The organism is Dactylosporangium thailandense (assembly GCF_059739745.1).
Map to the genome: position 1 here is coordinate 900,248 of NZ_AP029195.1, position 17,898 is coordinate 918,145.

Annotated in this window: 13 protein-coding genes; 5 read left to right on the forward strand and 8 right to left on the reverse strand. The window is 74.0% G+C overall.

What is annotated here, in order from left to right:
• Positions 1 to 15 precede the first annotated feature (15 nt).
• The 5 genes from AC6JBM_RS03830 to AC6JBM_RS03850 are packed head-to-tail and all read right to left on the reverse strand — an operon-like array spanning position 16 to position 7,121.
• Complete coding sequence (locus AC6JBM_RS03830; RefSeq protein WP_497982230.1) at positions 16 to 3,171, reverse strand: AMP-binding protein; 3,156 nt, start codon at positions 3,169 to 3,171, stop codon at positions 16 to 18.
• The gene (locus AC6JBM_RS03835) at positions 3,168 to 4,544 is read right to left on the reverse strand and encodes a condensation domain-containing protein (RefSeq protein ID WP_497982231.1); all 1,377 of its coding nucleotides are present in this window, start codon (positions 4,542 to 4,544) and stop codon (positions 3,168 to 3,170) included. Before AC6JBM_RS03835 ends, AC6JBM_RS03830 begins: the two co-directional genes overlap by 4 nt.
• The gene (gene surE, locus AC6JBM_RS03840) at positions 4,541 to 5,398 is read right to left on the reverse strand and encodes a 5'/3'-nucleotidase SurE (RefSeq protein WP_497982232.1); all 858 of its coding nucleotides are present in this window, start codon (positions 5,396 to 5,398) and stop codon (positions 4,541 to 4,543) included. Before surE ends, AC6JBM_RS03835 begins: the two co-directional genes overlap by 4 nt.
• Before the next feature lie 5 nt (positions 5,399 to 5,403).
• A complete protein-coding gene (locus AC6JBM_RS03845) occupies positions 5,404 to 5,628 on the reverse strand; it encodes an acyl carrier protein (RefSeq protein WP_497982233.1) in 225 nt (74 codons plus the stop codon).
• The gene (locus AC6JBM_RS03850) at positions 5,625 to 7,121 is read right to left on the reverse strand and encodes an AMP-binding protein (protein ID WP_497982234.1); all 1,497 of its coding nucleotides are present in this window, start codon (positions 7,119 to 7,121) and stop codon (positions 5,625 to 5,627) included. The genes AC6JBM_RS03845 and AC6JBM_RS03850 overlap by 4 nt, the downstream gene beginning before the upstream one ends.
• 118 nt (positions 7,122 to 7,239) lie before the next feature.
• On the opposite strand from AC6JBM_RS03850, the gene AC6JBM_RS03855 reads away from it, so the two are divergent.
• On the forward strand, positions 7,240 to 8,268 hold the full coding sequence (locus AC6JBM_RS03855) for an aldo/keto reductase (protein ID WP_497982235.1): 1,029 nt from the start codon (positions 7,240 to 7,242) through the stop codon (positions 8,266 to 8,268).
• A gap of 20 nt (positions 8,269 to 8,288) precedes the next feature.
• Here AC6JBM_RS03855 and AC6JBM_RS03860 read toward each other — a convergent pair whose 3' ends face one another.
• Genes AC6JBM_RS03860 through AC6JBM_RS03870 form a run of 3 tightly spaced genes read right to left on the reverse strand, consistent with a single transcriptional unit; the run spans position 8,289 to position 13,672 of the window.
• Entirely contained in the window at positions 8,289 to 9,977 is a 1,689-nt protein-coding gene (locus tag AC6JBM_RS03860; protein WP_497982236.1) for a condensation domain-containing protein, read from the reverse strand.
• Between the two features lie 27 nt (positions 9,978 to 10,004).
• Entirely contained in the window at positions 10,005 to 11,789 is a 1,785-nt protein-coding gene (locus AC6JBM_RS03865; protein ID WP_497982237.1) for an ABC transporter ATP-binding protein, read from the reverse strand.
• Positions 11,786 to 13,672 carry an ABC transporter ATP-binding protein gene (locus AC6JBM_RS03870; RefSeq protein WP_497982238.1) on the reverse strand — a complete coding sequence of 629 codons (1,887 nt, stop codon included), beginning with the start codon at positions 13,670 to 13,672 and terminating at the stop codon, positions 11,786 to 11,788. The genes AC6JBM_RS03865 and AC6JBM_RS03870 overlap by 4 nt, the downstream gene beginning before the upstream one ends.
• Positions 13,673 to 13,939: 267 nt before the next feature.
• Between AC6JBM_RS03870 and AC6JBM_RS03875 the strand changes: the two genes are divergently transcribed.
• From AC6JBM_RS03875 to pstC, 4 genes are all read left to right on the forward strand, one after another.
• On the forward strand, positions 13,940 to 14,686 hold the full coding sequence (locus AC6JBM_RS03875) for a class I SAM-dependent DNA methyltransferase (protein WP_497982239.1): 747 nt from the start codon (positions 13,940 to 13,942) through the stop codon (positions 14,684 to 14,686).
• An 80-nt stretch (positions 14,687 to 14,766) separates the two neighbouring features.
• Complete coding sequence (locus tag AC6JBM_RS03880; protein ID WP_497982240.1) at positions 14,767 to 15,807, forward strand: cellulase family glycosylhydrolase; 1,041 nt, start codon at positions 14,767 to 14,769, stop codon at positions 15,805 to 15,807.
• 611 nt (positions 15,808 to 16,418) lie between these two features.
• Positions 16,419 to 16,748 (forward strand): hypothetical protein, encoded by a 330-nt coding sequence (locus tag AC6JBM_RS03885; RefSeq protein WP_497982241.1) that lies wholly within the window; start codon positions 16,419 to 16,421, stop codon positions 16,746 to 16,748.
• 141 nt (positions 16,749 to 16,889) lie between these two features.
• Complete coding sequence (gene pstC / locus AC6JBM_RS03890) at positions 16,890 to 17,897, forward strand: phosphate ABC transporter permease subunit PstC (RefSeq protein WP_497982242.1); 1,008 nt, start codon at positions 16,890 to 16,892, stop codon at positions 17,895 to 17,897.
• Position 17,898: the final 1 nt, after the last annotated feature.

Consider the following 17,898-nt stretch of genomic DNA (forward strand, 5'->3'; position numbering starts at 1 on the left):
TCCCCCACGTCCGGCTCAGCGGTGCCCTGCGGTCGCGTCGGCGAGGATGCCGAGCAGCGCCTCCAGCAGGGCGAGGGCTTCCTTCTCCTCGAAGACGTCGGTGCTGTACTCGGCGGCGAGGCGCAGCCCGGAACCGTGGCGGGCGACGAACACGGTGAGCGGCGTCGGGGCCAGCGCGACGCCGGTCGGCACGTCATCGGCCTCCGGCACCACGACCTGCACGCCGACCGTAGCGCCGGCCGTAGAGCCGGTGGTAGCGCCGGTCGAGCCGCCGGGACCGTCCGATGTGGATACCGGGTCGTCGTCGATGTCCATCACCAGGGCCACGTCCATCGGCGGGTCCACGGCGCCGGTCGTCTCCAGGACCACGTCGAGCGGCACCTCCTGGTGGGCCGCGGCCTGCAGGGCGGCCTCCCGTACGACGGCCAGCACCTCGGTGAAGGGCGCGTCCGGGGCCACCGGGGTCCGCAGCACGAGCGTGGTGGCGAACAGGCCGACGGTGCCGTCGAACTCGGCGTGGGTGCGGTTCGCGGTGAGGATGCCCGTCGCCGGCTCGCTCGTGCCGTACCGCCGCTGCAGCAGCACCCCCAGCGCGGCGCAGACCACGACGAGCGGGCTGGTCCGGTGCGCCGTGGCGAGCGACTCCAGGGCCCCGGTGAGCGCCGCCGGGGCGTCGCAGGTCGTGATCGCGTGCCGGTAGGTGCGACGCTCCGGCTCCGGCAGCGGCCACCGCACGGCGTCGCGGGGCGCACCCAGCCGGGCCGCCCAGAACGCCTGCTGGGCGTCGAGCTCCCCAGCGGCGTGGCGCGCGGCCTGCCAGGCGCTGAAGTCGCGGTACGTGGCCCGGGGCTCAGTGCCGGCGCCGGAGCCGGTGCCGTTCAGCGAGCGGGTCAGGTCGGCGACGAGGATGCGCAGCGACGCACCGTCGCAGGCGATGTGGTGCAGCACGAGCAGCAGCACCGACTCGGCGTCGGCGAGCCGCAGCCAGACCGCCCGCACCGGCGGCTCGGCGGTGAGGTCGAACGGGGTGCGGTACGCCTGCCAGGCGAGGGACCGGCCCCGCCGGTGCTGCCCGGCCTCGCCGGCGTCGCGCAGGTCGTGCACCCGCAGCGGTACCACCGCCTCGGGCCGGACCCGCAGGGTGTCCTCCTCGCCGTCGCCGTCGCGGCGGCCCGGGTCCACGACCGTGCGCAGGGCCTCGTGCCGCGCGGCCAGCTCCCGCAGCGCGCCGGCGACCCGCCGCTCGTCCACGTCGCCGGTGAGCCGCAGCGGCAGCACGACGTGGGCCGTGGCCATGCCGGGGGCGACCTGCTCGGCGTGCCACAGCGACCGCTGCTGCAGCGACAGCGGCACGGGCCGGTCGGCGGGCACCGGGACCGGCTCGACCAGCGGGGCGGGCGGCCGTGCCGGGGCGGCCGCGGTGTCCGGCCGCGTGGGGGAGGCGGTCGCCGTCCCGGCGCCGGCCAGCTCGCGCACGGCGGCGGTGACCGCGCCGAAGGTGCGAAGGTCGAACACCGTCCGCAGCGGGATCGGGCGGCCGAACGCCTTGCGCAGCCGGGCCACGAACCGGGTGGCGAGCAGCGAGTGCCCGCCCTGGTCGAAGAAGTCGTCGCCGGGGCCGTCCGGCGCGGCGCCGAGCAGCTCGGCCCAGATCGCGGCGACCTTCGCGGCGATCTCGTCGCCGGGGGCCTGCCGCGCATCGGTGCCGGCGTCGGGTGCGGCGGCGTCGAACAGCGCGGCCACGGCGGCCCGGTCCACCTTGCCGCTCGCCGCATGGGGGAGCCGCGGCACCTCGCGCACGAGCGTCGGCACCAGGTACGCCGGCAGCTCGGTCTCCAGGAAGGCGCGCAGGTCACCGGCGCCGGGCCGCGCGACGACGGCCGCGACGAGCCGGGCCGAGCTCGACCCCGGGTGCTGCACGGTGACGGCCGCGGCCGCCACGGCCGGGTGGCGCAGGAGGGCCGCCTCGACGTCGCCGGGCTCGATGCGGTACCCGCGGACCTTCACCTGGTCGTCGAGGCGCCCGTGCACGACCAGCGTGCCGTCCGCGCCGAGCGTGCCCGCGTCGCCGGTGCGGAACACCCGCACGCCGTCCTCGACGCGGAACCGTTCGGCGGTGAGGTCGTCCCGGCCGAGGTAGCCGCGGCCGACCCCGGCGCCGGCGATGTGCACCTCGCCGCGCACACCCGGCGGCAGCACCGCGCCGTGCTCGTCGCGGACCGTGACGGTGGTACCGGTGATCGGCCGTCCGGTGGTGAGCGGCTCGCCCGCCGCCTGGAAGCCGCCGGTCGCCTGCACCGTCGCCTCGGTCGGACCGTAGACGTTGGCCAGCCGGGTCGCGGGCAGGGCGCGGCGGGTGCGCTCCCACAGCTCGGGCCGCACGACCTCGCCGCCGAGCAGCAGCGCCCGCAGCGGGAGCGGGCCGCCGTCCTCGACCTCGCGCAGGGCCTCCTCCCACAGCGACGGCACGCAGTGCAGGCCGCTCCCGGGCCGTTCCCGCAGCGCCGCGACGAGCGCCGCCGGGTCCTCGCGGGTGCCGTGCGGCAGCAGCCACACCGGCTCGCCGCGGGTGAGCGGCGCCCAGGTCTGCAGGACCGAGGCGTCGAACGACGGCGGGGTCAGCGCGGGCAGGGCCGGCACCGTGCCGTCCACGCGGTAGGCGCCGGCGACGAACCGCACGTACGCGAGGACGTTGCGGTGCTCGACCATCACGCCCTTGGGCCGGCCCGTCGAGCCCGACGTGAACAGCACGTACGCCAGCTCCCCGCCGTCCACCGGCGGAAGCCGCGCGTCGTGCGGGTCGAGGCGGAGGGTCGCGAGGTCGAGCACGGCGCGGGCGCCGCTGTCCCGCAGGATCGCCGCGACCCGGGCCTGCGGGTCGTCCGGCCCCACCGGCACGACGGCCGCGCCGGCCGCCATCACGCCGAGCGCCGCGGCGAGGTACTGCGGGCCCGTCCCGCCCCGCACGACGACCGTGCCGCCGGGCCCGTCCTCGAGCAGCGCCCGGGCCACCCCGCGCGCCGCGGCGGCCAGGGCACCGAAGGTGAGCACGCCGTCCGGCCCCTCCGCCGCCGGCGCGTCCGGCCGCGCCGCGGCGTGCCGGAACACCGCGTCGTGCACGGTGGCGGCGTCGTGCGGCACCTCGCCGGGCGCCGGGTCGATGTGTGTCATGGTGCCCCCGTGCTCGAGTCCTCCGGCCCGTCGAGCGGCACGTCCGGGCGGCCGGTGAGGTCCCGGGCGGCGGTGGTGAACGCTGCGGCCAGCCGCGCTGCCGTCGCTGCGGTGAAGAGCTCCGACTTGTACTCCAGCTCGCCGCTCAGCCCGTCGGCGCCGGGCGTGAGCAGCAGGGCGAGGTCGTGCTTGGACGCGGCGACCGGGACCCGGAACCGCTCGCAGCGCAGCCCCGGCAGCGGCGGGAACGCGGTCGGGGCGTTGCCGTGCAGCACCATCACGTTGCTGACGGCCGACTCGCCCCGGCCCGTGGCCGCGGCCGTGACGATGTCGGCGTAGGGCAGCGCCGCGTGGGCCAGGGCCTCGCCGAGCGAACGTCCGGCCGTGGCGACCAGGTCGCGGAAGGTGGCACCGGGGCGCAGCCGCACCCGCACCGGTACCGTGTTGAGGAAACAGCCCACGAGGGACTGGGTCGCGGCGTCGTCCCGCCCCGCGACCGGGGTGGTGACCACGAGGTCGTCGGCGCCGGACAGCCGCGCGAGGCAGACCAGGAACACGGCGGTGGCCCCGGCGAACAGCGTCGTGCCGGCCGAGCGGCACACCGCCCGCAGCCCGGCCGTGTCCGCGGCGTCGAGGGTGAACGGCACGGAGCCGCCCGCGTAGCCGCTCGCCGGTGTCCGCGAGTCCGCCGGGAGCGTCACGCGGGACGGTGCGCCGTCGAGGTACCCGCGCCAGAACGCGACGAGCCGGGCCCTGTCCGCACCGGACGGTCCCGCGGCGGCCCGCACGGTGGCCAGGTAGCCGGGGCGCACCGGCGGCAGCGGCGGCTCGGTGCCGGCGGCGAGGGCGGTGTACGCGACGGCGAAGTCCGCCAGCACGACGCCGAGCGACCAGCCGTCGGAGACGATGTGGTGGAACGTGATGACCAGGATGTGATCGTCGGGCGCGACGCGGACCAACCGGGCCCGCCACACCGGCCCGGCGGTGAGGTCGAACGGGGCCCGCACCGACGCCAGCACCGCGGCCTCGGGGTCACCGGCCGCGTCGACGACGTCCAGCGCCACCTCGGCCCGCGGCGCGACGCGCTGCACCGGCATGCCCTCGTCGTCCTCGTCGAGGCGCAGCCGCAGCGCGTCGTGGCGCTGCTGGACCACCTCCAGGGTCCGGCGCAGGACACCGAGGTCGAGCGGGCCGCGCAGCCGCAGCGCGGCCGGGTTGTGGTACGCGGTCGTGTCCGGGTTCAGCTGCTCGAACAGCCAGATCCCGAACTGGGCGGCCGTGAGCGGCGCCGGCCGGATCCGATCGAGCAGTGCGCGCCGCTGCCTCGGGTCGAGCCGCGCGAGCCGGTCCCGCAGGTCGTCGGCCGCCGTCACCGGGCTCCCGCCGGTGTCCCGTGCGGGGCGAGCGCGTCGCGCAGCGGCCCGTGCATCGCGGCCGCGAGGTCGGCGTCGCCGCGGTCGTCGATCGCCGTGACGCCCTGCAGCGGGGTGACCGAGACGTACCCGGCGGCGACCAGGCCGGCGTCGGTCTCCGGGTCCAGCGGCAGCGTGCCCGGCCGCTCCGCCAGCTCGACGTGGTCCTCGCCGGCCATGCCGACCGACAGCCGGGTCGGGCCGAACGCGGCGAGCCGCCCCCAGCGCACGCCCAGCACCGCGGCGGCCGGGATGTCGGGCACGTTGACGTTGAGCACCGTGCGGGCCCGGGCCGAGACGAGCGCGTCGATGGCGGCCCCGGCGGCGAGGCCGGCGGTGTCCCAGTGGACGGGCTCGGCCGCCGCGAGGCTCACCGCGAGCCCGGACATGCCCATCGTCGCGGCGGTCAGGGCGGCGCCGACGGTACCGGAGTGCAGGACGCCCCGGCCGGTGTTGGCGCCCGCGTTCACGCCGGACAGCACCATCGACGGCCGCGGCCCGAACACCCCGGACCGGGCCAGCAGCACGGCCAGGGCGGGGCTGCCGTCGACGCCGAACGCCTCGACACCTTCGAGACCGGCACCGTCGAGACCGGCACCTTCGAGACCGGCACCGTCGAGACCGGCACCTTCGAGACGGCAGCGGCGCACCGGTACGCCCCGGGCGAGGTCGAACACGAGCGACGCGCTCGCGCCGCTGTGGTCGCTCAGCGGCGCGGCGACGACGACCTCGTGGCCCCGGCGGACGGCCGCCGCCGCGAGGACCGCGAGGCCCGGCGCGGCGACGCCGTCGTCGTTGGTCACCAGGATCCGCATGCGCCTCAGTGCCGTTCGACCACGAGCGCGGCGAACGTCTCCAGGTCCGGCGCGTCGAAGAAGTCGGTGAGCGACACCCGCACGCCGAAGCGCTCCTCGACCATGCCCACGATCTGGATCGCGCCCAGGGAGCTGCCGCCGACGTCGAAGAAGTCGCTCTTCGGCGTCCACTCGCGGGAGCCCAGGACCCGTCCGACGATCTCGTAGACCCCGGTCTCGACGTCGCTCATCGCGCTCCTCCCGTCGCGGCACCGCGCCGCAGCTTCCCGGCGCTCGTGCGCCCGACATCGTCGACGAACTCGTACGACAGCGGCACCTTCGCCAGTGAGAGGTGCTCGCGGCAGTAGGCGTCGAGGTCCCACCGGTCCGGCGGCGACTGCGGGTCGGCCGCGGCGACCAGCGCGTGCACGGCCTCGCCGAGGTACTCGTGCGGCTTGCCCACGACGACCGCGTCGCGGACCGCGGGGTGGCCGAGCAGCACCGCCTCGATCTCCGACGGGTACACGTTGGCGCCGCCGACGTTGAGCACGTCGCTGGTGCGCCCGACGAGGAACAGGTAGCCCTCCTCGTCGATGCGGCCCGCGTCGCCGAGCGTGAGGAAGTCGCCGTGGGAGCGCAGCGGCGGCCCGTCGCCGAGGTACTCCGGCTGCGCGGTCGTGGCCGAGCGCAGGTACAGCTCGCCGACCTCGTTCGTCTGCGCCGGGGTGCCGTCGGGGCGCAGGACCAGCACCTCGCAGTCGGTGGGGCGCCCGACGCTGCCGGGGTGCTCCAGCCACTCGTCGCCGCGGATGGTGACCAGGCCCAGCCGCTCGACGCTGGAGTAGTCCTCGAACACGACCTTCGGCGGCACCAGCTCCAGCCAGCGGCGCTTCACCTCGACCAGGCACGGCCCCGCGCCCTGGTGCACCGCCTCGATGCTGGTGAGGTCGGCCTCGGCGAACGCGGGCACCTCCAGCAGCATCCGCATCTGGGTCGGCACGATCCGGAAGCAGTTGACCCGGAACTCCTCGACCAGCCCGGCGAACAGCGTCGGCACGAACCGCTCCAGCAGCACGATCGTGTGGTCGAGCACGAGGCCGTGGTGCAGCCCGGTGAACCCGGCGTGGTACATCGGCAGCGTCACCAGCTGAGCCTGGCCGAAGCGCAGCCCGGTCTCGCGGTCCGCGTCGGAGAGCAGCCGCTCCGGGTCGTAGACCCACGGGCGGCGGCGGATGACGATGCGGGGCAGGCCGGTGCTGCCGCCGCTGGCCGACGCCGACCGCGGGACCCCGGCCGCCTCGACCGGGCCGTCGCCGAGCCCGTCGTCGTCGCGCCACCAGCCGCCCGCGACGGTGGCGGTCTCCTCGCCGTCCCACTCGCGGCCGCCGATGAGCATGCCGCCGGCGAGCTTGGCCCGAAGCGCCGCGCGCTCGGTCTCGGTGGCCTCGTGGTTGAGCGGCACGACGAGCGCACCGGCCTTCCACGCGGCGAGGGTGGCGATGACGTGGTCCAGGCCGCTGGGCAGCGCGATGCCGACCGGGCCGGCCGGGCTCACCCCGGCCGTGCGGGCCCGCTCGAGCAGGCCGCGGGCCGCGACGTTGGTGACGCGCTCCAGGTGCTCCCAGGTGAGCGTCCGGCGGGTGCCGTCGGGCGCGACCGACACGATCGCCAGGGTGTCCGGGTGCTCGGCGGCGAGCGCGCCGATGCGTTCCCCGATCGTGATCCGGTCAGGTGCGAAGGTCATGTGGGTCCCCGTGTGGTGTTCGTCGGGCAGGCCGCGAATGGGAGCATGCTATCGGCAAGAGCAAATATGGTCGAGTGATCGCCGGCGATGCCCGGCGGACCGGCGGAAGGGGCAGGGGATGCGGTACCGGAGGTTCGGGCGCACGGGGGTGGAGCTGAGCACCCTGACGCTCGGCGCGATGAACTTCGGCGCGTCCGGAAACCCGGACCACGACGACAGCGTGCGGATCATCCACGCGGCCCTCGACGCGGGCGTGAACGCGATCGACACCGCCGACGTGTACTCCGCCGGCGAGTCCGAGGAGATCGTCGGCCGGGCCCTGGCCGGTGGCCGCCGCGACGACGTGTTCCTCGCGACGAAGTTCCACGGGCAGATGCCCGGCGGGCGCAACCACGCGGGCAGCTCCCGCCGCTGGATCGTGCGGGCCGCCGAGGACAGCCTGCGCCGTCTCGGGACCGACCACATCGACCTGTACCAGGCGCACCGGCCCGACCCGCACACCGACATCGACGAGACCCTCGGCGCGCTGAGCGACCTGGTCGCCGCCGGCAAGGTCCGCTACGTCGGCACCTCCACCTTCGGGGCCGGCGAGCTCGTCGAGGCGCAGTGGGTGGCCCGCACCCGGGGCCGGGAGCGGCCGGTGTGCGAGCAGCCGCCGTACTCGATGCTGGTCCGCGGCGTCGAACGGGAGGTCCTGCCGCTGGCGGAGCGCTACGGCCTGGCGGTCCTGCCGTGGAGCCCGATCGCCGGCGGCTGGCTGTCCGGCCGCAAGCACCGCGACGCCGGGCCGGTGTCGATGCGGGCCGCGCGCTCCCCGCACCGCTACGACCCGCGGCACCCCGCCAACGCCGCGAAGCTGGTCGCCGCCGAGCGCCTCGGTAACCTCGCCGCCGAGGCCGGCCTGTCGCTGGTGCACCTGGCCGTCGCGTTCGTCCTGCGGCACCCGGCGGTCACCTCGGCGATCGTCGGCCCGCGCACCATGGAGCACCTGGAGTCCCAGCTCGGCGCCGCCGACGTCGACCTGCCGGACGACCTGCTGGACCGCATCGACGAGATCGTCCCGCCGGGCACCGACGTCAACCCCGCCGACGCCGGCCACCGCCCGCCGTCGCTGACCGACCCGGCGGCCCGGCGCCGCGCGGGCTGAGGCCGCCGCGGGGTGCGCCATCAGCGGCCGGTCGCCGACGCGACGACCGGCAGGGCGCGCCACTGGCCGAGGTCGGCCGGGTCAGCGGGCGGTTCCGCGCACACCACGTAGTGCTGCGGCGCCATCGCCGTCCGGCGGCCCGGCAGGGCGGCCATGCAGGCGGCGTGCAGGCTTTGCGGCGTCACCGTCGCCGGGTCGGCCGGTGCCACCCACGCGGTGAGCCGGTCGCCGTCCTCGACGCTCACCGCGGCCGGTGCTCCGGTCGCGTCCGTGACGAGCCGGAGGCAGTCGCGCAGGTCGACCAGGCTGTGGTCCACGACGCGCTCGTCGCCCGACGCCGGGCGGGACGCGGGCGCACCGGTCTGCGCCATGAGTTCCTCGACCTTCAGGTCGCCGGTCGCGAGCCGGACCATGGCGTGCTCCATGCCGCGCAGCAGCGCCTCGGTGCCGGCGGGGGAGATGACCGCGGTGTCGGTCCGCAGCCACAGGTGCAGCCGGTCGTCGACGCGCGCGTCGAGGTAGAGCTTGTAGTTCTCCACCTCCAGCTTCGACAGCCACCCGAAGGTGGTCGCGTCCGCGTACTTGGCCACGGCCTCGGCGAACGCCTCGTCGCTCACCGGGGACATGTCCGCGTCGCTGTGGTGGACGTTCAGGGTCGTGGTGAGGTCGAGGGCCACGCCCCGCCGCGTGCCGACGGTCTCCACGAGACGCTCCAGCTCCAGCGTCGGGTACTGGCCGAAGGAGTACGACTCCAGCAGGCCGCGCGACGCGGCGCGCACCGTCGCCGCGACGCTGTCCGGGTCCACCGGCACCGTCGTCGCGGTGAACTGGGCGAGCTGCCCGACGTAGCGCATCGCCGCCTCCGTGTGGCGGTTCCCGGCGATGATGAGCATCAGCGGCGCGCCGGTGCGGCCCCGCTCGCCGACGAAGATCGCGAACAGGCCGAGCAGGACCGCGGTGGCCGGCACGCGCAGCCGGCGCGCGGCCTTGCGGATGGCGATGCCGCCCAGCGGCGAGTCGAGCTCGCCGATCCAGTACCGCGGCGACTCCGGCGCCCGGGACGCGGCGGGGAACAGCGTCTGCTGGGCCGCGCGCAGCTGCGCCTCGAGGTGCCCGAGGGTCCGTTCGCGCAGCTGCTCACCCTCCGGCGAGCCCTCGAACCGGGCCCGGTCCAGCGGCTGCTCGCCCTCGGGGGGCGCGCTGAGCGCGTCGCCGGCCAGCAGCGCGGTGAGCTGGTCGCCGAGCAGCGCCGCGGCCCACTGGTCGACCGCGGCGTGGCCGACCGTGACCACCAGGTGCCGGGGCTCGTCGTCGTCGCACAGCAGCGAGACGCGCAGCGGCCACTCGTGGTCGGCGAAGCGCACCGCCGCGCAGAAGTCCTCCACCCCGTCCGGGCCGACCCCGTCGACGAGGCCGATCTCGACGGTCCCCGACGGCAGGACGGTCTGCACCGGCTCGCCGTCCGGGCCCGGGTGGAAGCGCGTGCGCAGCACCTCGTTGCGCTCCACGAGGGTCCGCACCGCCGCGCCGACCGCCTCGGTGGACGCGCCGGCCGGCACGTCCGCGCGGATGTGGAAGTTGAGGTGGGTGTCCTGGCCGCGCAGCGACTCGACCACGTCGTACATGAACCGCTGCGCCCACGTCAGGGGTGCCTCACCGCCCCGCCCGCCCTCGAAGCGGACGGAGACCGTCGTGCCCGGTGTCGTCATCGTGCCCTCCCCGTCTGGTATCACTGCCTACCGGTACACCGATGCCTGGAGCTCGAACAGCTCCGCGTAGAGCCCGCCGCGGCGCATCAGCTCGTCGTGGCTGCCCTGCTCGACCACGCCGCCGCTGTCGAGCACGACGATGAGGTCGGCCATGCGCACCGTGGAGAACCGGTGCGACACCAGGACGCAGACCCCGCCGTTGACCGCCGCGGCCTGCTTGGCCGACTCCGCGTAGCGCTCGAACAGCGCGTGCTCGGCCTGCGGGTCGAGGGCGGAGGCGGGCTCGTCGAGCAGGAGCAGCAGCGGCGCCTCGCGCATCATGGCCCGGCCGAGGGCCAGGCGCTGCCACTGCCCGCCGGACAGCTCCGCGCCGTCGGCGTAGGACTTGCCGAGCTGGGTGGCCAGCCCGTCGGGCAGGCCGTCGACGACGCCGGTCGCGTCGGCGCGGTGCAGCGCCCGGCGGACCGCCTCCTCGTCGTCGCCGCGCGGCAGGTCCCCGAGCCCGACCACCTGCCCGGCGGCGAGCTCGAAGCGCACGTGGTCCTGGAAGTTCGCCGCGATCCGCGACAGCCACGCCTGCGGGTCGATGCGGGACAGGTCCGCGCCGTCGACGGTGATCGCGCCGCCGGAGGGGCGGTAGAACCGGCACAGCAGCTTCGTCAGCGTCGACTTCCCGGCGCCGTTGTCGCCGACGATCGCGACGGTCGTCCCGGGGGCGATGCGCAGGTTCACGTGGCTGAGCGCGTCGCGGTCGCTGCCGGGGTACCGGAAGGACACCTCGTCGAACACGATGCCCTGCTCCAGGCGGTCCGGGGCGGGCAGGTCCGCCGGCGGCGGCTGGAGCTTCGCGACCCGCTCGTGCAGCCACGACACCCACTGCACGGTGCGCGCGTGGCGCTGGAGGTCCTGCGCGAGCTTCAGCGCGTTCGCCGTCTGCGCGCTGGTCTGCACCGCGAGCGCGACGGCCATGATGACGTCGCCCGTGCTGCGCCGCCCGGCGATCGCCTCGCGCACGACGAGGACGACCGCGCCGACGTATCCCGCGGCGAACACCAGCTGCCCGAGGATGCGCAGCACCATGCCGGTCGTCTCGGCCTTGCGCAGCCGGGCGTGGATGTCGCGGCGCAGTCCCGCCCGCCGCGAGCGCAGCTCGTCCTGCAGGCCGAAGATCCGGATCTCCTTGGCCGCCGCGGGCCGCACGGCCAGCTCCAGCAGGTGCGTGCTGAGCCGCTCCTGCTCGGCGGTGGCGAGCTCGGCGCGCTGGCGGCGCTGCTCGGCCATCCGCCCGGCGATCACCGGGGGGATCGCGGCCAGGGGGAGCAGCAGCAGGAACGGCTGCAGGTAGGCCAGCAGGACCGCGGTCAGCACGATCTGCACGGCCAGCGCGATGGCGGTGAGCACGGCCTGCACCGCCTCGCCGATCGAGCCGCTCTCCTTGCGCAGCAGCTCCATCCGGTCGGCGAAGTCGGACAGCTCGTGCTGCTCGATGCCGGGCGTGCCGAGGGCGAGCTGCCCGAGCTCGGACTCGACGCGGATCGCGTGCAGGTCGCACAGCTCGAAGAAGAAGATGTGCGCGAAGTGCTCCATCGTCAGGTGGGCCAGGGCGATGAACGCGAAGACCACCGACGCGCCGACCGCCCAGGCGACCCGGTGGTCGATCGAGGCGTCGATCATCTGCTTCAGGGTGAGCGCGATGAGCGGCCCGCTCACCGCACCGAGGATCATGAGGACCAGCGACACGGCGAGCCGGGACGGGCTGGCCTGCCGCGCGGAGGACAGGATCGCGGCGATGTTGCGGGCGAACTCGGTCATCGGGTTGCCTCCTCGACGTCGGCCGCGTCGTCGGTGAACCGGGCCGCTTGCAGGTGGAACAGCTCGGCGTACCGGCCGCCGGCGTCGACGAGCTCCTGGTGGCTGCCGGACTCCACGACCCGCCCGTCGTCGAGCACGACGATCCGGTCGGCGCGCCGGACAGTGGAGAACCGGTGCGAGATCACGATCGTGGTGAGGCCGCGCGTCAGCTCCAGGAACCGGTCGAAGAACTCGACCTCGGCCCGCACGTCGAGGTTCGACGTCGGCTCGTCCAGCACCAGCAGCCGGGCGCCCCGGTCGACGGCCATGAACGCCCGCGCGATGGCGATGCGCTGCCACTGCCCGCCGGACAGGTCGGTGCCGCCCTCGTACTGCCGGGACAGGATCGTGTCGAGCCCGTCGGGCAGCCCCCGGACGATGTCCGCGGCCCCCGCCCGCTCCAGCGCCGACTCGATCCGGGCCGTGTCGCCGCGCAGGCCGGTCGCGCCGAAGCCGACGTTGTCGCGCACCGGCAGCTCGAACTGCACGAAGTCCTGGAACACCGCGGCGATCTGGCGCTGCCAGCGCTGCGCCGGGAAGTCCCGCAGGTCGATGCCGTCGACGGTGATCTGCCCCTGCCGCGGCTCGTAGAACCGCGACAGCAGCTTCACCAGCGTCGACTTCCCGGCGCCGTTGAGCCCGACCACGGCGAGCGACTGCCCGGCCGGCACGTCCAGGTCGAGGTCCTTGAGCACCGGAGCGCCGTCGCCGTAGCCGAATGTGACGCCCTCGAAGCGAATCCCGGTCCGGGGCAGGCCCGCCGGGTCCCGGTCCGCGGCCGTGGCACCGGCCCGCGCGGCGACCGTGTCCTCGAAGCGCTGCAATGCCTGGGAGGTGACGGTGCCGTACTCGGTCTGCACGTCGGAGTCGGCGATGAACCCGCCGATCTGCAGCGAGGACAGCGCGGCCTGCGCGACGAGCGCGGCACTGCCGATGGCGAGCACCTGGCCGGCCGCGGCGTTCGCGGTCATCGCCAGCGCCCCCGCGGTCGCGGCGAAGGCGACGAGGGTGTACAGCACGTAGGGCCCGTAGAAGATCCGCCGCCGGACGGCCCAGGTCGGGTACACCGACTCCAGCGCCGTCGTGGTGAACCGCTCCCGCAGCCACGGCAGCAGGCCGAAGACCCGCACCTCCTTGGCGGCGCGCGGCTCGAGCAGCAGGTCGCGGAAGTACCAGCGCTTGCGCCGCTCGGCGTCGACGGTCCGCCACGACTTCACGAACACCGACAGCCCCAGCCGGTACCCGAACCGGATCGTCAGCCCCGCCAGGACCAGCAGCGCACCGGCCCACCAGCTGAAGATCCACCCGACGACCGCGCCGGCGAGGATCGTCTGCAGGTAGCGCGAGACGAGCGCGATCACGCCGGTGCAGGCGGCCCCCGGGGTCCACACGGTGACCTTGAGCATCTCCACACCGTTGGCGGCGGACTCGATGACCTCCTGGTCCTCCAGGACCCCGAGGTCGTGCGTGGCGAACGAGGCGGCCATGACCCGGTCCGAGGCGATGTCGTCGATCCTGCGGCGGATCAGCTCACCGGCCCACGCCTGCACCGGCAGCAGCGCCTGCTGGGCGAAGAACACCACCGCCGCGGCGACGAGCACGTTGCGCAGCCCGTGCCACTGCGGCGTCCCGATCCCGGCCCGCACGGTCTCCGGCACCCGCTGGATCACCGCACCGGTCAGCACCACGAACGCGACCGGCAGCGCGCCGGCGACGACCTGCATGAGCAGCGCGGCACCGACCGCCGCGGCGCCGCCGGTCGGCACCAGCCGGATGATCCGCCACCGGTCCCGGACGCGGCCGCGGAAATCCTCGAACAGCTCACCGGGCAGCGCCGCGGTCATGCGTCACACCCCGTAGGCATTGCCGGCCGTGAACGTCTCGCGCATCGCGCACGCATGGCGCCTCCCCCCTGAACATGCGGTATCGCGGCCCGCCGGGAGAGCGCTCCCCGCGGTGCGGTGATCCAACCTATCAATCCGGATCGGCCTATGTGTGTCCGTGACCCCCGCAACGATCGACATCATTGCGAAACATCGGGGGCTGGAACACCTGTTCGACGGGCGACCGGCGGCCGGTGAGCGCGGGGGCGCCCGCGATAGGGTCCTGCGGTGATCGATCAGGATGGGTACTTCGGGGAAAAGGTCGCGGCCAGGTACGACGAGTCGTCGGCGGACATGGCCGACCCGGCGGTCGTCGAGCCGATCGTCGACGCGCTCGCCGAGCTCGCCGACGGCGGCCGCGCGCTGGAGCTGGGCATCGGCACGGGCCGCATCGCGCTGCCGCTGGCGGCCCGCGGCGTCGCCGTGCACGGCATCGACCTGTCGCGGGCCATGGTCGCCCGGCTGCGCGAGAAGCCCGGTGGTGACGCGGTCGGGGTGACGATCGGGGACTTCGCCACGACGCGGGTGGACGGCGCCTTCTCCGTGGCCTACCTGGTCTTCAACACGATCATGAACCTGACGACGCAGGCGGCGCAGGTGGCCTGCTTCCGCAACGTCGCGGCGCACCTGCAGCCCGGCGGCCGGTTCGTCATCGAGGTCATGATGCCGGACCTGCGCCGGCTCCCGCCCGGGCAGGACGCCGTGCCGTTCCACGTGAGCGAGACGCGGTGGGCCTACGACCTGTACGACGTCGCGACGCAGTCCATGAGCTCGAACTATGTCGAGGTCGTCAACGGCCGCGGCGGCTTCCGCTCGATCCCGTTCCGCTACGTCTGGCCCGCCGAGCTGGACCTGATGGCCCAGATGTCCGGCCTGCACCTGCGCGACCGGTGGGCGAACTGGCACCGCGAGCCGTTCACGAGCGAGAGCGCCCAGCACGTCTCCGTCTGGGAGAAGCCCGTGCTGCCGGATTAGACGACCGGCCTCGGGGAAGTGCTCCGGCTGCGCTACGACATTGCCAGGCGATTGCCGGGAGATCCCGTCCGAGGTGGTTCATGAGGAAGCGCACCGCCGTCGCGGGGACGTCGCTCGCCGTCGTGGCCGCGCTCGTCCTCGTGGGGCGGCTGCACCACACGCACGGGGAGCCGGGGCCCGGTGGTTCCCCCCGGCCGAGCGATGCGGCGGTCCGGCCCGGCTTCCACGTGCGCGACGGGCGCCTCTACGACGCCGACAACCACGAGTTCGTCATGCGCGGCGTGGGTGAGAACCACGCCGTGTTCCCGGAGAAGACGGCTCAGGTGTTCAGCGACGTCAAGGCGATGGGCGCCAACACCGTCCGGGTCGAGCTGTCCACCGGCGTGGTCGCGAAGCGCAACGACGCGGCCGATGTCGCGCACGTGATCGCCCTGTGCCGGCAGAACCGCCTCATCTGCGTCCTGGTGGTCAACGACACCACGGGCTGGGGCTACCGGCCGGAGGCCATTCCGCAGGCGCGGGCGGTGGACTACTGGATCGGCATTCGCAAGGCGCTCATCGGCCAGGAGCGCTACGCCGTCGTCGACGTCGCGAACGAACCGTACGTCCTGGACAACGTCCGCACCTGGCCCGGCGACACCACGGACTCGATCCGCCGCCTGCGCCGGGCGGGCATCCAGCAGACGCTGCTGGTCGACGCGCCCGACTGGGGCCAGGACCTGTCGTTCACCATGCGCGACCACGCCGCCGAGGTCTTCGCCGCCGACCCGCGGCACAACACCGTCTTCTCGATCCACATCTACGGCGCATTCGGCCGGGCCACGAACATCCACGACTACGCCGGGCGGTACCTGAAGGCGAAGCTGCCCATCGCGGTGACCGAGTTCGCGTACACCCACCACGACGGCGACGTCGACGAGGACGCGGTCATGGCCGAGGCGCAGGCGCACGGCATCGGCTATCTCGCGTGGTCCTGGAGCGGCAACAGCGGGGACGTGAGCAACCTCGACATGGTGAACCGGTTCGACGCCAAGTCGATGACCTGGTGGGGCCGGCGGGTGTTCGACGGCCCGAACGGCATCCGGCAGACCTCTCGCGAGGCGACTGTCTATACGCCGTAGGGCGGGTCGCGAAAATTTTCGGGCGGGCTGGAGAGAATGCGGCCGGACGCATATCGCGAGGTCAGGCATTCGGTTCCGAACGATAGTGGTCCCGGAGGGTCGGCGGAGGGACGCCGTTGATCTCTAGATATGGAAGATCGCCAATTCAACCGCTCGGCGCGGTGATCTCGGCTGGTGGCGTTGACCTGCTCGTTCCAGTGATTTGAATCTGGGTACGCCAATAGGGCCCAGGTGCCATCGGCTTCGATTGGGCTGACCGGCAGACACCTTATCAGTCGCAAATCGCCGCCGACAGCCAATGGGCCGCCATCCGTCACGTGACGCGAAATTCCGGGCCCCGGCGGGGGCCGGTCGACCTTAAGCGGACCGTTAGTGCAGGTCAATGCCGCCTTTAGCGAATCCGCGCGACTTCAAGATCGGCGGTTTTACCGGGCGGAGCAATCTCATTACGTCCCTGTTCACCCGTTCCGCGTTTCGCCGATACACCACCGTGACGCAGCATCGATGCGTTCGCGAGACCTGAGCACGTTGCCTCGACAATGGCGTGCCAGTACCACGGAGGTGCGAGCTGATTAGTGCGATACCAATTCCATCGGACGCGTGGTGGCCAGGTGATCTGGCGCTTGGTTGGCGCCAACAACCGGATTCTCGGCGTTTCGCCGGTGAGTTTTGCCGGTGTGCAGGCGGCGGCCGAGGCCGCGCAGCACGTCCGCAGCCGCGCCGCCGCCGGCACCGTCGCGGTGGCTCGCGATGTGACTCGCCGATGGCGTTGGTCGATCATTGACGCCGAGCTCGGTGTGCTGGCCGTAGCCGCCCACGGCTACGAGCTGCGGACCACCTGCGAGGCCGCCACCCGGCGGTTCATGGACAGCGCCACATCGGCCGTCATCGACGAGACCCTCGGTCGCCGGGGGCGGTTCTGGCGCCCGACCACCGACTGACCACACGACCGACATCCGCCAATCCCACGCGACGGCGCTCGCCGCCGCGTGTCCGCATGACCTTTTCCGGGCGGCAACCGAGCCGGGAATCGGGCGATGCCACGTTCGGCAGTGACAGACACGCAGCCGGGGAGGGGACCGATGAGCCAGCAATCGACGACGGCCGAGGAGCAACCGCGCCCGCGCGCCGTGCGTGCCTCGTCGGCCCTCGCCGACCGATTGTTCCGCGGCGGCTCCCGCCTCACCGGCTTGCTCGTCTTCGGTGTCATGGCCGCGATCGGGCTGTTCCTGGCGCTGCGGGCGGCCGAGGCGCTGCGGGCGGCCGGCCTCGGGTTCCTCACCACCGCCAAGTGGCAGCCCGACGTCCGGCAGTTCGGCATCGCCGCGGTGCTCACCGGAACCGTCCTCATCGCGCTCGTCGCCGTGTGCGTCTCCGTGCCGCTGGCGATCGGCACCGCGCTGTTCATCTCCGAGGTGGCGCCGCGATGGCTCAAGCCGTGGCTGGTCTCCCTCGTCGACCTCATGGCGGCGTTGCCCAGTGTGGTGTACGGCCTGTGGGGCCTGCTGTTCTTCAACGGCGCCGTCGTCGGCGTGGCGCGGTGGCTCGCGACCTGGTTCGGCTGGATCCCGATCCTGCACGTCGACGGGGCGGACCCCACCGACCCGCTGGGCTCGGCCAGCGTCTACACCGCCAGCGCGTTCGTCGCCGGGCTGACGGTGTCGCTGATGGTCGCGCCCATCCAGTGCTCGGTGATGCGCGAGGCCTTCAGCCAGGCCCCGGCCGGCGAGCGCGAGGGCGCGTACGCGCTCGGCGCCACCCGCTGGGGCATGATCAGCTCGGTCGTGCTGCCCTTCGGCCGCGGCGGCATCATCGGCGGCACGATGCTCGGCCTGGGCCGGGCCCTGGGCGAGACGATCGCGGTCTACATGGTGATCTCCCAGGTCTTCGACGTGCAGATCCACATCCTGCAGGTCGGCACGAACTCGGTCTCCAGCCTCATCGCGCTGCGGTACGGCGACGCGTCGGGCTTCGGCCTGTCGGCGCTCATGGCGGCGGGCCTGGCGCTGTTCCTCATCACGCTGGTCGTGAACTTCGCGGCCTCGACGATCGTCGCGCGGTCCCGCTCCGGCGCGCAGAGCGAGGCCTGAG